The sequence below is a fragment of the Paenibacillus tepidiphilus genome, from assembly GCF_008635795.1.
In the GTDB taxonomy this organism is placed as follows: Bacteria; Bacillota; Bacilli; order Paenibacillales; family Paenibacillaceae; genus Paenibacillus_AQ; species Paenibacillus_AQ tepidiphilus.
In genome coordinates, this window is record NZ_VWRQ01000018.1 from 81,686 (window position 1) to 97,625 (window position 15,940).

Consider the following 15,940-nt stretch of genomic DNA (forward strand, 5'->3'; position numbering starts at 1 on the left):
CAAGCGTGGGTGCCAATCTATTCAGAATCGAGGGATCAGCTGATGATATCGTCCTTTGACGGAATCAATCTGTACAGCAAAGACACAGCAGCACTGGCCGCGTTCTATGCGGAGGTGCTCGGTATACCGGTGCCGTTTGAGGGCTTCGGCGGCTTTGACGGAGCCAAGATCGGCTTTCACCGCCACCAGCCCGGCCTGATTATCTGGGATGAGACCAAGTGGGGGAAGCATACAACCGGCGTCGTTAATATGGTGTTCTCCTGCTCTAACCTCGATGAGACCTATGAACAGCTCAAAGCCAAAGGGCTGGATTGCCATCCTCCGGAGACGATGGAATACGGCGGGCGGGAGATGAATTTCCGTGATCCCGACGGGAATGGCATTACCTTGCTGGAAGGCGGATATCTGGCTCCGGAATAAACGGTTGACCGGTGAAAAGTACGAACTTTAGTCCCGATTCTGCGGACGAGGGTTCGTATTTTTCTTTTTCTTATTGACATTGATAATCATTATCAAATAGAATGTGGTTAGCAATCCCGGTAGACGATTTGGATGAATGATCCAGCGAATTTAACAATGCAGCGAACTTGATGAATCATAGGGAGGAACTATAGATGCCGAAGGTATTGGTGGCATTCGCCAGCTTGACGGGCAACACCGAAGAAATGGCGGAGCTCATTGTAGAAGGAATACGCGCAGCGGGCGGGGAAGCGGTAATGAAATCGGTCACCGACTGCAACGCGGTTGAGATAGCGGAATATGAAGGGGTACTGCTCGGAGCTTATACTTGGGGCGACGGTGAGCTGCCGGATGAATTTCTTGATTTCTATGAAGAGATGGATGAGCTGGACCTGAAGGGGCTGAAGTCGGCTGTGTTCGGCAGCGGGGATACCGGGTATGAGATTTATTGCGGCGCGGTAGATCAGCTGGCGGCGAAGCTGCAGGAACGGGGTGCGGTCATCGTGCAGGACAGCCTGAAGGTCGAATATGGACCGAATGCAGCGGAAAAAGAGCTCTGCCGCGGCTTCGGCCGCCAGTTCATCGAGACCTTCGCGGCGGTGTCCTGATCATGGGCCGCGCGGCGGGTGGATTGATGCCCCACAGGCCGGAGCAGCAGGTCTTCCGCTACAGCCGGATCAATGATTTCCGTGCCGAGCATATGATGCTGAGCGGAGCCGGAAATCCTGCCTCCGGAGGTACGGGGACCGGGCTGCCTGTGTGGAGGCAGCAGGTACAGTATGCGGTAGGCCATACGCTCAACGATTTCTACAGCCTGCAGCCGGAGGTACGCCGGGAGACGCCGATTCAGTTCCTGCTGGAGCGGCGCTGGCCGCCGAAGGGGAATGCTTTTCCGTCGCTGATGCATTACTGGGATGTGAAGACCGCCATTGCCGACGAGCTGATGCGGATCGTCTCCGGCAATCATCTGCCGGATATCCCCGTCAAGCTGTATGAGCAGTGGCATGTTCAGGTGCCGGAGCTGGAAATTGAGCTGGCAATGATCTTTCAGCTGGTCTGGAATTCACAGATGAGCGGGCGCTGCCTCAAGATTCAGAAGTTCATGGTCAGCGGACAGGAAGATTTAATTACGGGCTTCCTGCATATGAGCAATGTATTCTGCCACAAGGCATACGGCAAGCCGGCGGAGACGGTGGAGGTGTTCTCGTTGCTGGACGGCGCCAGGCATTGCTATGATGGCTCCGGTATTTCACTTACAGAATCGCTGGATTATGTCCGCCTGCTGGCGGTAACGCTCAAGCTGGAGGAAGAAGCGGAGCAGGCCGCAAGGCTCGGCGGCCGTGCGGCTGAGCGGCCGGCCGCCTGCTTCGGCGGCTATGGATTAATGTAACCGCTAAAGTGGTGTCAGCGCTCATAGCCAAAGCTAAACAGCCTGCTCCTTAAATGGAGCAGGCTGTTTAGCTTTAAGCTTATAGTTATCCGTTGTAGCTGTAATAATTCTGCCGGTTCTGAATGACGAACCCGCAGCTTTCGTATAACTTCAGGGCGTTCGGATTATGGAGCGCCACTTCCAGGCTAATCCCGTTGCCGTGCTGCCGCTCCCGCTCGATCGTCTGGAGCAGCGAGCTGCGGCCGATACCTTGGCCGCGCAGCCGCTTGTCGACGACGAACCCGTAAATCCAGGTTTCGCCGTCTTCGGTGTACAGCCGCATTTTGCCGGCGGGCTGTCCGCTCCATTCAATCAGAACATGCTCTTCCGGTGTGCCGGATTGCTGATTGTACATCTCGGCGGCGTCCGTTTCGTTCATCTCGAAGCCATCCATGTCCAGGGCGATGAGCAGCGCGGTCTCATCGGTACGCGCCGGCCGCAAGATGACATCTCCCGCAGCGGCCGGGACTGCACCGTTCGCTTGCTCCGCAGCAGCTGCGCGGTCCCATTTCATCTGGTATTCGGCATGATGGAAGGAGACAGGCAGCTTCTTCAGGAAGCCGGCGGCCGAGGCCGACGTCTCGGGAGCGTTGAGCAGAACCGAACGGGACGGTCTCTTGGCGAGCATGTCTTGGGCCTGCTGCCACAGGCCGGTGAAGATTCCCCGGCGGCGGTAGCCCGGGCGGACCATCCCGCAGATTTCCAGCTCACTCCCGATGCCGTACAGCCCGATGAACCCGACCAGCTGATCCTCCTCATAAGTTACCAGCCACTGCACCCCGCTGTCCTCGGACGGTTGGCGCAGCATATCCCAGTTCAGCTTCAGGCTGATGTTCTCATATTGCTCGCAGCGCTGCTGCAATTCCTCTATTTGCTTCAATGTTTCTTCATTATTCAAACCTTGTTCCTCCCAGCGATTACACGCCGGTCTGCTTAGTTCCCGGAAGCGTTAGGGCTTAGGACATCCGCATATTCGGCGTGTTTCTTGAATTGATGTGCCGCATAAGGGCACTCTGGTACAATCTTGACCTTCTCCGCACGGGCTTTGTCCACCACGGCCCGTACCAATTGTTCGCCCGCACCTTGGCCGCGCAGATCCTCGGACACAAAGGTATGATCTACCACGAGATCCCCGCTGCCCTCGTCCGATCTGTATGTAATCTCGGCCAGGTCCTTACCGTCGCCAGCAATATAGAAACGATTATCTCCATTTTGAATTTGCATCTTATAGGCTCACTCCTGTTCAATGTAGTGTTTATATTGTACTACCCGAAATTGGAAAAAGCGAGGTAGAGACTTTTTTAGAACTAAATAACCTCCAGGATTAGTTTTAACAACGCCCGAATCAGCGGTCTGCTTGCGTTTGTCTTATAAAATGCCCTAAGATGAAGACACTAACGCTGCAATGAATAGAAGTGGCATCAGGAGGAATGTCTGTGGATTATGTGACACAAGTTGAATTTTGGCCGGTTTACGAATTAGTGAACAGCATACATACGTATATCTGCAAGAAATCTGGCAAGAAAATCGAGCTCGGCACCGAGTGGTCCGCTGAGGTGTACGCCACGCTGAGTCCGGAGCTGCGTGCCGCGCTGGAGAGGGCAGAGCTGGACAACGACTGGAAGCTGCTGAATCTGCTTCTCTATCTGTGTCCGGACAAGTCTACGGTGGAGGGGGCGCTTCTGTGGCTTGAGCAATTATCGGTCGGGGAGATGTATGAGACCCTTTCCGGGTACGTCAGTATCTTTCCGGCTCAAATGAATGAATTCCGCAGCCGGATGCTCTTTTTGCTTACGGAGTGGAACCGGCAATATTTCAGCGCGGGCAATGCGGCCGTCCTCAGCAAGCTCCACGAGCATGCCGAGGAGCGGAAGGCGAGGCTGTCGGCATGCCCAGCCCGGGAGTTTGTGGATGAGACTACGAACGGGTTCGTCTTCCTGCCGGTAGAGGGCTTGCGTAAGCTGGTGCTGATTCCGCAGTTTCATTTCCAGCCGGTCAACATTATTTATAACTTTGGTTCACTGACCCTCTGCCATTATGCGGCGCGGATTAATGCCGGTGAAGAGGAAATCTCTCCGTCCATGTACAAAGCCTTGCGCAGCCTGAGCGAGAAGAGCCGCTTGAAGATTCTGAAGTCGCTGGGACAGGAACGCAGAACCTTCTCGGAAATCGCCAGAAGTGCCGGTATCTCCAAAGGCATCGTGCATGACCATGTGTTCAGCCTGCGCTGTGCCGGTCTGCTGCATGCGTATATTGAAGGCGAGGCGGTCACCTCCTACAGTCTCAGGCTGGAAGGCGTCCGTCAAATGAACACGCAGCTGCTGCAATATTTGAGCCCTGCAGATGGAACCTGAGTACATTCATCATTATTCGAAAAGCGTATCCAAATCCTGTTGGCTGACTCCGGCGAATTCAAAGTCAGACGGGGTAAAGCTGATTTCGGATTGTGAAGCTGCCAGGTCAATCAGCCGCACCAGGTTGGCGGAATAGAGCCTGTTGAATTCTTCCATTGAACCCCTGTTAAAGTTGTTCTGGCTATATTGGATGGAATAATGAAGCTTACGCTCGGCAATCATGCAGTTGATCTCGATCACTGCGGTTAATGCTTCATACTCTGCCATCGCCGGGAAAACCGCATCATGCGCATAAATATAATCCCCGCTCTGAGCTTGACTGTCAAAGCTGCCTAAGTAATTGAACCGGAGCTGACTTGGCCCCTTATCCCGAGGAAGCTCGCTCGTTAAATATTTGAGTATGCCATAACCGATTCCCTGATTCGGCACGCTGCGAAGCTGTTCCTTCACATGGGTGATCAGCTCTTGCGAGGTACCCTCTGCACGTATTCTTAACGGGTACATCGTTGTGAACCAGCCTACTGTTCTTGTGACGTCCAGGGCATCCAGGTGCCTGCCGTGATGTTCGATTTCATAGGTGAAATCCTCAAGTCCTGCCCAGTCCCTCAGCGTTGCCGACAGGGCGGCAAGCAGCATGACCTGAGCCTCCGCCTGGAAGGCCCTGACCCCTTCCCGCTGCAGCGCCTCTGTAGCGGCTTCGGTCAATTCACCTGTCACGGTCTGCCGGGAGGCATAGTCCGCCGTCTCCGCTCCGTACCGCAAGGGAAGCACCGCCCGGTTCTCCGCAGCTTCCAGCCAATAATTCCTTTCCTGACGGATGCTCTCCGATTCCGACAGTGACTGAACCGCCGCTGCATATTCCTGGTATGAGGCAGTTTTATCGGGCAGCATAATATCCGTATTCTCCTGTATAGCACGGTAAACGTTGAACAGGTCCTCCAGTATAATTCTCCAGGAGATGCCGTCGATCACCAGATGATGGGCGACAATCAGCAGCTCCTGCTGGCGGCCCGGGTAATCAATCAGCGCGGCTCCAATGGGAAGCCGGCTTGAAATATCGAGCTGTCCGATCAGTTGTTTAAACACGTGATGACGCTCATCTTCATTCGAAGCAGTACCGTTTAATCCGGGAGTGTGGGGAAGCAGGCTGAATTGCTTCTCCGAGAGGGCATCATTGTAGAATAAGCCTCTCTCCGGTGTAAAGCTCAATCTTAAGGCATCATGATGGGTGATCAGCTTCCGGAAAGACTGTTCCAGGACATCGGCGGCAGCCGGTGTCGTTAACCGCAGCAGCACAGTCTGGGTATAGCGGTGGGGGGCTGTCAGCTGCTGGTTCAAGAACCAGGAGACGATGGGGGTAAAGGAGATTTCTCCCGTCGCCGTGCTGTGAGCCGGGGACTGCGTCTGCGTAACGGCATGCATTGCGAGCTTGGCGATATTCCGGTAAGCCATTATATCTCTGGCCAGCAGCTGGATTCCCCGTTGATGGAGTCTGGAGGCAATTTGTATGGCTTTGATGGAATCGCCGCCCAAGGCATAGAAATCGTCAAAGATGCCGACAACCGGCAGTTTCAATACCTCTTTCCAGACATCGGACAGAATAGCTTCACGGTTATCGCGGGCCTGTACAGGCTCCGCAGCTGAATGCCGGCTGAAGGAGGGCGCCGGAAGCTGCTTTACATCGATTTTGCCGTTTTGGGTCACAGGGAATGAAGGGACACGGATGAGATGATGGGGAATCATGTACCCGGGCAGCCGGGAATACAGGTAAGTCTCCAGCACTACCTCACTAATCTCCTGATTTGATTGATAATACGCACATATGTATTTACTCCCGTCGCCATGTTCGAGAAGCTTGACGGCAGTTTGAAGTATCCCGATGTACTCCGAGAGCACATTTGCGATCTCCCCCAGCTCGATTCTATAGCCTCTTACCTTGACCTGCGAATCGATTCTTCCTTTGTATTCCAACACCCCGTTCTCGAGCCACATGCCCACATCTCCGGTCCGGTACATCTTTTTGCCGGATATAAACGGATTGTCCACGAACTTCTGGGCTGTCAATTCCGGTTTATTTCTATACCCGAGTGCCACTCCGTCCCCTGAAATATATATTTCTCCCTTGGTCAGCACAGGTGCCGGCCTTAAAGACCGGTCCAGAATATAAATCATGACATTGTCTGCCGGTAGTCCGATAGGGACGGATGAGCGTTGGTCTTTAGTATAATCGTAGCGGTGAATCATGCACCCGACGACGGTTTCGGTAGGGCCGTATTCATTGAAAATGTTGAGGTTTCCCCGGAAGTTCTCGTAGATGCGCTTCGCCAGGCTGACTTTCAGGTCTTCTCCGCCAACAATGAACGTCTTGACCTTCGTCTGATCGAAATTCATGTCTTGAAGCAGCGACAGATGGGCTGGGGTGAGCTTGACGATACTGGCCTGCTGTTCCCGGATAATCCGCTGCAGCACGAATTCAGAGGAGTCATCCCTGTAGATGACGATCTGATGGCCTCCGATCAGTGGGGTGAAAATGGAGGTGACGGTCAAATCAAACGCAATCGAAGAGTATAAAGCAAACACTTCAGGATCTTGCGCCGTGTAGGTCTTGTTAGCCCAATAGATATAATTGACAAGCCCTTGCTGGTGAACCATGACGCCCTTGGGCTGTCCGGTGGAGCCGGAAGTATAAATAATATAGGCAAGGTCTCCGGGACCGCTCACGGGTGACAGATTTGCGCCGTCCTCTTCATAAATCGCTTCATCCTGCAGAATGTATTCTTCAACTGCCAAGCTGAAGCCGCCGGTCAAAGCTTCATCTCGCAGCAGCAGGACAGCGCCGGAGTCCTCCAGCATATACCGGATGCGGTCAGCCGGCGAATGGGGGTCGACAGGAAGATAGGCTCCGCCTGCTTTCAATACTGCCAGTATAGCAGTGATCAATTCGAAGGAATGGGGGGAAGCGATACCGACCACCGAGCCTGCTCCGATACGCTTGCCGCGCAGAAAACGCGCCAGGCGGTTTGCCCGCTCGTTGAGTACGCTGTAGCTCATGGAGGCTTCGCCCATCCTGCATGCGGTCTGCAGCCCGGATCGCTCCACTTGCTCCTCAAACATACGGGTGATAATAACGGCAGAAGGATAGGGGGACGAGGTGGCGTTGAGGTTATGGATCAGCTCATGGTGTTCCTGGGGGGTGAGAAGGGCGATATCGCAGATCCGGCTGTGCGGCTTAGAGATTATAAAACGGATGATATTCAGAAGCTGCTCGCCGAGCTTATCAATCTGGATTTCACTGTATTCTTGGATGCGGTAATCGAAATCAACAGCAATTCTGCCGTCTTCTTCCCAATCCCTGATGACAATCTGCAGCTTATACGGCTGGTTTCCATTGAATATTTCCGTATTCTCATAGGGGCTTCCGTCAAAATCCGGGCTGAATTTAATGCTGTAATAATTGACGCAGAGGTCAAAGAGGGCTTCATGCCCCTGTTTCTGTAAATTCAGATCCCCGGCTAACAGGTTGTAAGGATACTTCTGGTGGACATAACAGCCCATCAGCTCGCGTGCCGTTTCTCTAAGGAAGGTACCAATCTCTGCGGTTTCCGTAATTGTTTTGCGGAAGGGCATCGTGCTGGCAAACATTCCGAAGGTGTTCTTTTCCTTCTTCCCCGACCGGTTGAGCACCGGCGTTCCGATAATGGCATCATCCTCATTCATTACAGCATGCATATAGATGAGCACGGAAGATATGAACAGGGAATTAACCGAAAGCCGGTGTTCGGCTATAAACGTCCGGATCTCTGCAGACAAGCTGCTGTCCAGCGTGCAAGTCTTTCTGGAGGCGGCTGTTTCCCGGTGATTGGCTATTGCCATTGTTTCGGGCAGCACTGCGAATTTATCGTTCCAGAAGCTCTTGTTCTTCAAAAAACGCTCTGACTGCAAATAGACTTGTTCCTGCTCTATAACATCAACGTATGATGGAGCCGCTTCAACACTGCAGGGTGCATCGTTTATAAGCTGTGAGTAATATCGGGCGATGGATTCTCCGGCAATTTGCAGAGACCAGCCATCGGAGATAATGTGATGGAATTTGCCGACGTAGCCCATATCATTGCTACCGATTTTGAACATGGCGAAATAATAGAGCGGCCCGTTCAATAATGTGAAGCCGGTCTGTCGTAAACGATCAAGCCACTGTTCAAAGCTTGCAGCAGGATCGTCGGCGCTGCTGAAATCGAAAAAGTCGATCTGTGCCGGTTCATATGCTTTGAATACCTGCATGGGCTCGCCGTTATGCTCATGGATCTGGAGAGTGACGCCGGCATGGTTAGCTATAAACAGCTCTATGGCTTCGGATAATTTCTCTATGCGAATATTCTTCCTAATGCGCACCAGGCCAAGGATATTGTGCATAGCCGGGTTGCCATAAATTCTTTCATTGTTCCATATTCTTGTTTGGGGCTGGGTGAGTCCATACTGCATCATAGTTCCTCCAGATCAGCGGATTGAGGATGATCAATAATAGGCAGAATTGAGAGAAATGCGGTCATTGCCATATATTTGATTTGATGTTATCGTAACAGAAATACATATTCAAGGCTCAAAACCAAATATTAGGTGAAGATTTTGCGGGGGATACCGATGCCAAAACGATTGGAAATGTTCATAGATTTAGAGCGCGAGATGAAATTGGAGCATGTTCCGGGAATGGGAATTGCCGTCTTCGAGCACGGACAAATCATCTGGCGGCAGGGCTTTGGTGTGCTGGAGGAGGGCAAGGCCCGTCCGGTGAAGGCGGATACCCTCTTCCACGCCTGTTCAATCAGCAAGATGCTTACCGCAGCGGGGGCTCTGAGACTGGTTCAGGAAGGAAGGCTGGGACTGGAGGATGACGTGAATGGCTATTTGCGCTCATGGAAGCTGCAGGACAATGAATATACAGCGGAGACGAAAGTGACACTGCTTCATTTGCTGTCGCACCAGGCAGGGTTTATTGATCCTGAAGGCAGCTTCGATGTGCTCAGCAATCAAGATCCGCTGCCTGCAATGACCGATATTCTGTCCGGGCGGACGCGGTTCCTTGAGGAACCTTTACAGGCATCCTGCACGCCGGGAAGCAAATTCTCGTATTCGGATGCAGGCTATTGTCTGGTGGAACGCTTGATTGAAGAAGTGACCGGGCTGCCCTTTAGCGCAGCTATGAAGCGGCTCGTGCTGCAGCCGCTTGGCTTACAGCGTTCCTTGTACTGGAACATGTACAGTGTGAAGCAGCCGCGCGGAACGTCTGCCGGCCATGACTCGCATGGCAGAACAGTGAAGGGCAAACGCGCATATTACCCGTACCTGGCCGCGGCAGGCCTATGGACGACCCCCGCCGAGCTGGCAGAATTCGTGATCCGTCTGCTAGCTGCAAGGGAAGGCGGGCATCATTTTATCCTAAGTCCGGAGTTTGCCCGGCTGATGCTTAGCGGACACGGCTGCAGCGAGGAAGCTGGACTTGGCGTATTTGTTCCCCGTGATGCTGAGGGCCAAGTCTATCTGGTCTCCCAAGGCTGGGGTGTCGGCTTCCAATGCAAGATTTATGCATTTCCTGCAGAGGGAAGCGGTGTTGTCGTCATGATGAATTCCGATCCGGGTAAACCGCAGAACGAATCTCTGGTAGGCAAAATTATCAATGAAATCGGCAGCAGAAGCGGCTGGCCTAGCTTTCAGCCGATGTAAGGTCATAGAATCTTCAATTGTTCTAATATGGAATTTATGTTAGTATGTGTTTTGTATTTATGTGAAAATATACACAATATTGCATCTCGTGTATCTGTCATTTCAAATTTTTGAGAGAAAGTTGGAAACGGGATATGGAGCTTGCACAGAGACGAAATTGGACTAAAGGGCTGCTATCGATCCTATGTATAATTTTACTAGCATGCTTCCTTGGCCAAAGTACGGCTTATGCCGCATTGGACAGTGACAAGGCGGAGGAAATCGAAGCTTTTATCCGAACCAAAATGAAAGAGGGCGAAATCCCGGGAATGACCGTGGTCATCGTGCAGGGAACAGAGATTTCCTACATGAACAGCTTCGGTTATGCGGATATTAAGAGCAAGGTCCCCGTTACTCCCCAGACCAGCTTCGAAATCGCCTCCTGTTCCAAAGGTTTTACTGCACTTGCCATTCTCCAGTTAGAAGCTCAAGGGTTATTGAAACTCGATGACCCGGTGTCCAAGTACTTCCCCTGGTTTCACGCTGAATATAACAACCACGCCTTCCCCATTACCCTTCGGCAGCTGCTGCATCATACCAGCGGCATTCCCTGGTACACGATTACCGATATTCCCATCTCCAATGAACCCGATGCCTTAGAAGAAGTTGTACGAAACATAGACGGAGTTCGTCTTAATCACCAGCCCGGTGAACAGTTTGAATATGCAACGATCAATTATGCGATCCTTGGCGCGGTTCTTGAGCAGGTGACCGGCCTGAAGTATGAAGATTATATGAGAGACCAGGTGTTTCTGCCGCTTGGACTTGAACATACAACGTTATATCCGGAGACGGCGGGTTCAACACTGGCCACCGGTTACAAGACAGGATTCTTCCAGGCCAGAGAATATGCTTCGCCCACCTTCCGCGGCAACCGGCCTGCGGGTTACGTCATCATGGACAGCGAGGACCTGGCGAAATGGCTAATGTACCAACTAGGCACTGTAACCTCTCCGCTGACTCCGCTGATTATGAAGACCCATGAGCCTGACCGCACGGTACCGCCAAGCAAGTTCGACTACTCCTCCTATGCGATGGGCTGGGCTGATTACCAGCATGGTAACGGCGAATTGTCCAAAGCCGGGCTTAACCCCAACTTCTCCGCATACATGGTGCTGCGGCCGGAAGATCAGCTTGCCGTTGGCGTAATGGCCAATAATGGCACGACCAATACATATATTACGGGGCATGGAATCCTTGATATTTTGCGGGACAAGAAGCCTGCCTCTCCCTATGAGCCTGACCGGAAGCTGGATAACGCCTATTCGGTGATCGCCATCATTATCGCAGGCTTTGCACTGGTGGTTGCCGGGCTACTGGTATGGACCGTTGCCGGCATCCTCCGCAAGCAACGTTCCTGGCAACCGCCGGGGCGCAAGGCTCTGCTTACAGGACTGGGACTACTGGCTGCTTCAGCACCGTTCATTTACGCTGTGTTTTTAATTCCGAAGGCCATGCAGGGTGTATCGTGGACTACAGCGATAGTCTGGTCACCGATCAGTCTCCCGGCCGCTGTGGCAGCGGCGGCGGCAACTGCTTTCCTGTGCTGCGCTTATCTGATTGTGTCAACGCTGTTTCCGGAAGCCAATGAGAACAAGCGGCCCATTCCATCACTGATTATGCTCGGATTGCTGAGCGGTGTAGCGAATGCCGTTGTCATCTTCATTGTCAATTCCTCGGTGGGCTCAGAGATCCCGCTCCGCTACTTGCTGTATTACTTCCTGCTGGCTTTGGCGCTGTATATCTTTGGCCGGAAAATCATTGAAACCAAGCTGATCAAGCTTACCTATCGTTTGATCTACCAGAGACGGATGGAGCTGCTGCGCAGGATTCTTAATACCTCATATCCCAATCTGGAGAAAATGGACAACGGCAGGGTTATCGCTACCTTAAATAACGATACCGAGCTCATAGGGCTGTCTGCCAATGTGCTGGTGGGCTTCGCTACCAGTCTCTTAACCGTCATTTGCTGCTTCATATATCTCGGAACGATTTCTTTCTGGGGAACGTTAATTTCCCTGGTTGTGATTGCTGCGATAGCCGGCCTCTACATGATTGTCAGCAATATGGCCAACCGCTACTGGGAAGAGGCCCGGGATACGCAGAATGTCTTTATGGGCCTAATCGACGCCATGCTTAAGGGATACAAGGAGCTTAGCCTGCACCGAAACAAAAAACTGCAGTTCCGCGGGGATGTGCAGGACAGCTGCGAGCAATACCGTGATAAGCGCATCCTGTCGCGTATTAAATTCACCAATGCGCTGGTAACCGGCGAATCTTTGCTGATCCTGATTCTGGGCGTGGTCATATTCTTCTTCCCCCGAATTTTTCCGGATATCAAAGATTTCACCCTGGTTAAATTCATCATCGTATTCCTTTACCTGATCGGCCCGATTAACGGATTAATGCAGGTCATTCCCGATATGCTGCAAATCAGGGTGTCCTGGAGAAGAGTTGAAGCTTTTAATCAGGAGCTGCCTGAGAAGAGCATAGACGCAGACGATGAATGGAGCGCATTCAGCGATGAACCCGGGATCGAAAGTATTGCTTTCCACCGCCTTGCTTTCTCCTATGCCGATGCGCTTGGGGAGAGAAGCTTTGCGGTAGGTCCTGTTTCTTTTGAAGCCGAGCGGGGGCAGATCCTATTTATAACCGGCGGCAACGGCAGCGGCAAATCGACCTTGGCCAAGCTGATCACCGGTCTGTATCCCTCTCAAGAGGGACATATCGCCATCAATGGCAATGTGCTTGAACCGGGCCGTGCAGGAGAATATTTTTCCGCAGTATTTTCCGATTTTCATTTATTTGACCGCATCTATGACATTGATTACGAAGGGAAACAGGATGAAATTGACCGTTACTTGAAGCTGCTGGATCTGGACGGCCAGGTCAGTATCGATAACGGGCGGTTCAGTACGCTCAAGCTGTCAGGCGGTCAGAGGAAACGGCTGGCACTGCTGATTTGTTATCTGGAGGACCGGCCGATCTATCTATTTGACGAGTGGGCGGCCGATCAGGACCCGGAATTCCGCAGGTTTTTCTACCTGACGTTGTTACAGGAAATGCGGGCGGAGGGCAAGATTGTCATTGCCATTACGCATGACGACCATTACTTCGATCTGGCGGACCGTCTCTTTAAGATGGATGCCGGCCAGCTGCTGGAATTGGGCAATTTCAAGAATAAGGCGGGATGATGTTGCTGCAGAATCAGATTTATATCAAAGGCGCCAGACAGAACAATCTCAAGAATATTACGCTTCATATTCCCCGGGACAAGCTTGTGGTCTTCACCGGCGTCAGCGGCTCGGGTAAATCCTCGCTGGTCTTCCATACCATATACGCTGAGGGACGCCGACGCTTAATGGAATCGCTCTCCGCGTATGAGCGCGGCAGTCTGCGCAAGACGGACGAAGCGGAGGTTGACCTGATTGAGGGGCTCTCCCCGGCTATAGCCATCGAGCAGAAGACCGTATCGCGCAACCCCCGTTCCACGGTCGGGACATTGACCGATATCGGCGCCTATCTGAGGCTGCTGTTCTCTCGGGCGAGCAGAGCGGTATGCCCGCATGGCCATGGTGATATTCCGGTCAATAAGAAGAGACAGCTGATCCGCCATCTGATGGGTTATCCGGAGGGGACGACGCTTGAGATCTATACGCGGGACGATGTTCTTCTCGGGACGTTTACTGTGCACCCTCAGCAGCACAGATCGCTGCAGGCATTGATCGATGCCGCCCTGGAGGCTGGTGAAGGCTTTATGAAGCTTGGGGTCAAGCGGGACGGTGTTCTGGCGTTCGACTCTGTCTTGGGTTGTAGCACCTGCGGGATGGTGGCTTGTGAGGCAGCGGCCGGTGCATTCAGCTTTAATACACCCTTGGGCGCCTGTCCGACATGCACCGGTCTCGGCAGACATTATTACGTCGATCCGGATCTGGTCATTCCCGACAAGACCAAAAGCATCGGTGACGGTGCTATCCAATTGATCGGCTGGCAGTGTGAGAAAGACAAGTTCGCCAAGAACCGCAAGATTTTCGAAGCCTTGGCGAACCGGTATCATTTCGATCTGTTTACTCCTGTGGAGCATTTGCCTGAAGAAGCGCTGAACGCTGTGCTGTACGGTACGGGCGGCGAGAAAATAGCGATAGAGAATCCCTCCATCGGCGGCAAGCCGATGAATGAGAGATTCGCGGGAATCATCAACATCGTGTATGAGCGGTTTAACGGCTATGCGAAGAATGAGCTGAGTGAGATTAAGGGCGAGGACAAGAGTGTGATGCGTGAGCAGCTCTGTCCGGAGTGTGCCGGAACGCGGCTGAAGCGTCAGCGGCTTCTGTACCGGATCGACGGGCAGAGCATTCACGACTTATCCGAGATGCCGATCCAGGAGCTGCGTGAATTCTGCCAGCGGCCGTTCCGGCAGGGATTGAGTCCACAGGAGGAGGCCGTGGCTCAGCCCATTTTCCGGGAAATTGCTGCCCGGTTAACCTTTCTGATTGAAATCGGACTGGGCTATCTAAGTCTTAGCCGTCCGGTGACTATGCTCTCGGGGGGAGAATCCCAGCGGATCCGGCTGACTACGCAATTAAGCTCGGGGTTAATGGGGATGATCTATATTCTGGATGAGCCGACCGTCGGCCTGCACTCCATGGACAGCGGAAAGCTGCTCCGTATGCTGCAGCGTCTCCGGGACCTGAATAATACTATTCTTGTGATCGAGCACGACGAAGAGTTTATTGCGGGTGCCGATCATATTGTGGAAATCGGCCCCGGTGCGGGAGCTCTAGGCGGAGAGGTTGTTGCGGAAGGAACTTTGGCGCAGCTGAAGTCCAGCCCGTTATCCTTGACAGGCCAATATCTGTCGGGGGCGAGAGTCATTGAATTGCCCCGGAGGCACAGGCTTCGGGATGTGGATTTACAATCACGGAACACCCGCTATCTGGAGATCCTTGGCGCGCGGGAGAACAACCTGAAGAATATTGATGTGCGGATTCCCTTGGGTTGTTTTGTGGGAATTACGGGGGTGTCAGGCTCCGGAAAAAGCACACTGGTTAATCAAGTGCTGGTGGAGAAGCTTCGTTCCCAACTGGAGCGAAGGGCGTCCCATCTGACAGCCGATGTGGAAATCAGGGGCATGGAATGGATTGAAGATGTGGTTTATATGAACCAGCAGCCCATCGGCAGGAATTCGCGGTCTAACCCGGCAACCTACATCGGAGTATTCGACCATATCCGCCGGCTATTTGCAGCAACAGCTCAGGCTAAGGCGGCGAAGATGAAGGAGAGTTACTTCAGCTTCAACACGGCCGGCGGCCGCTGTGAGGTATGTTCCGGACTCGGCGTTCTGGTGACCGAAATGCAGTTTATGTCCGATATCGAAGTCGTGTGCGAGGCCTGCAAGGGACAACGGTTCAAGGAGGAAATCCTCGACATTGCGTACCGCGGAAAGAACATTGCCCAGGTGCTGGATATGAGCATAGCGGAGGCCGCAGATTTCTTCGGTGACCAGCCGCCTATTCATCACAAGCTGACGCTGATGAACCGTCTGGGCATGGGGTATCTGAAATTGGGCCAATCGGCTGTCACCCTCTCGGGTGGAGAAGCGCAGCGGATTAAGCTGGTGGAGGAGCTGGGCGGTGCGAAGAAAGGCATCGGCAAGCTGTACATTCTGGATGAACCGACAACGGGGCTGCATTTCGCCGATATTCAGCGGCTGCTGGATATCTTTCAGGAGCTGGTGGCCGAGGGCAATACGGTGCTCGTCATCGAGCATAACCTGCAGCTGATCAAAACGCTCGATTATATTATTGACCTCGGACCCGAAGGCGGGAACCGGGGAGGACAAATTGTTGCTGCCGGTACCGTGGAGGAAGTGGCCGCCGTGGAAGCTTCTTATACCGGGCAGTATCTGCGACAAATTCTTGGCTGAGCCGGAGGGAAC

General features: G+C 53.0%; 10 protein-coding genes. 7 read left to right on the top strand and 3 right to left on the bottom strand.

The genetic code is table 11. The features are described 5' to 3' along the window. Positions 1 to 9: 9 nt before the first annotated feature. From F1379_RS21280 to F1379_RS21290, 3 genes are all read left to right on the top strand, one after another. A complete protein-coding gene (locus tag F1379_RS21280) occupies positions 10 to 420 on the top strand; it encodes a VOC family protein (protein WP_239004754.1) in 411 nt (136 codons plus the stop codon). A 194-nt stretch (positions 421 to 614) separates the two neighbouring features. After that, a complete protein-coding gene (locus F1379_RS21285; RefSeq protein WP_150273714.1) occupies positions 615 to 1,067 on the top strand; it encodes a flavodoxin in 453 nt (150 codons plus the stop codon). Between the two features lie 2 nt (positions 1,068 to 1,069). Further along, on the top strand, positions 1,070 to 1,849 hold the full coding sequence (locus F1379_RS21290) for a hypothetical protein (RefSeq protein ID WP_150273717.1): 780 nt from the start codon (positions 1,070 to 1,072) through the stop codon (positions 1,847 to 1,849). Positions 1,850 to 1,934: 85 nt separating this feature from the next. On the opposite strand, the gene F1379_RS21295 is transcribed toward F1379_RS21290, so the two are convergent. Together F1379_RS21295 and F1379_RS21300 are read right to left on the bottom strand one after the other, a co-directional pair. Next, complete coding sequence (locus tag F1379_RS21295) at positions 1,935 to 2,786, bottom strand: GNAT family N-acetyltransferase (protein ID WP_150273719.1); 852 nt, start codon at positions 2,784 to 2,786, stop codon at positions 1,935 to 1,937. A 35-nt stretch (positions 2,787 to 2,821) separates the two neighbouring features. Continuing rightward, on the bottom strand, positions 2,822 to 3,112 hold the full coding sequence (locus F1379_RS21300; RefSeq protein ID WP_150273720.1) for a GNAT family N-acetyltransferase: 291 nt from the start codon (positions 3,110 to 3,112) through the stop codon (positions 2,822 to 2,824). 212 nt (positions 3,113 to 3,324) lie between these two features. On the opposite strand from F1379_RS21300, the gene F1379_RS21305 reads away from it, so the two are divergent. After that, on the top strand, positions 3,325 to 4,242 hold the full coding sequence (locus F1379_RS21305; protein ID WP_150273722.1) for an ArsR/SmtB family transcription factor: 918 nt from the start codon (positions 3,325 to 3,327) through the stop codon (positions 4,240 to 4,242). Between the two features lie 12 nt (positions 4,243 to 4,254). On the opposite strand, the gene F1379_RS21310 is transcribed toward F1379_RS21305, so the two are convergent. Continuing rightward, positions 4,255 to 8,724, bottom strand: a complete 4,470-nt coding sequence (locus tag F1379_RS21310) for a non-ribosomal peptide synthetase (RefSeq protein ID WP_150273724.1) — start codon at positions 8,722 to 8,724, stop codon at positions 4,255 to 4,257. A gap of 159 nt (positions 8,725 to 8,883) precedes the next feature. Between F1379_RS21310 and F1379_RS21315 the strand changes: the two genes are divergently transcribed. From F1379_RS21315 to uvrA, 3 genes are all read left to right on the top strand, one after another. Further along, the gene (locus tag F1379_RS21315) at positions 8,884 to 9,963 is read left to right on the top strand and encodes a serine hydrolase domain-containing protein (RefSeq protein ID WP_150273726.1); all 1,080 of its coding nucleotides are present in this window, start codon (positions 8,884 to 8,886) and stop codon (positions 9,961 to 9,963) included. Positions 9,964 to 10,199: 236 nt separating this feature from the next. Continuing rightward, positions 10,200 to 13,196, top strand: coding sequence for a cyclic peptide export ABC transporter (locus F1379_RS21320; RefSeq protein WP_239004755.1), 2,997 nt, complete (start codon positions 10,200 to 10,202; stop codon positions 13,194 to 13,196). Positions 13,197 to 13,198: 2 nt separating this feature from the next. Continuing rightward, positions 13,199 to 15,928 carry an excinuclease ABC subunit UvrA gene (gene uvrA / locus F1379_RS21325; RefSeq protein ID WP_239004756.1) on the top strand — a complete coding sequence of 910 codons (2,730 nt, stop codon included), beginning with the start codon at positions 13,199 to 13,201 and terminating at the stop codon, positions 15,926 to 15,928. Positions 15,929 to 15,940 lie beyond the last annotated feature (12 nt).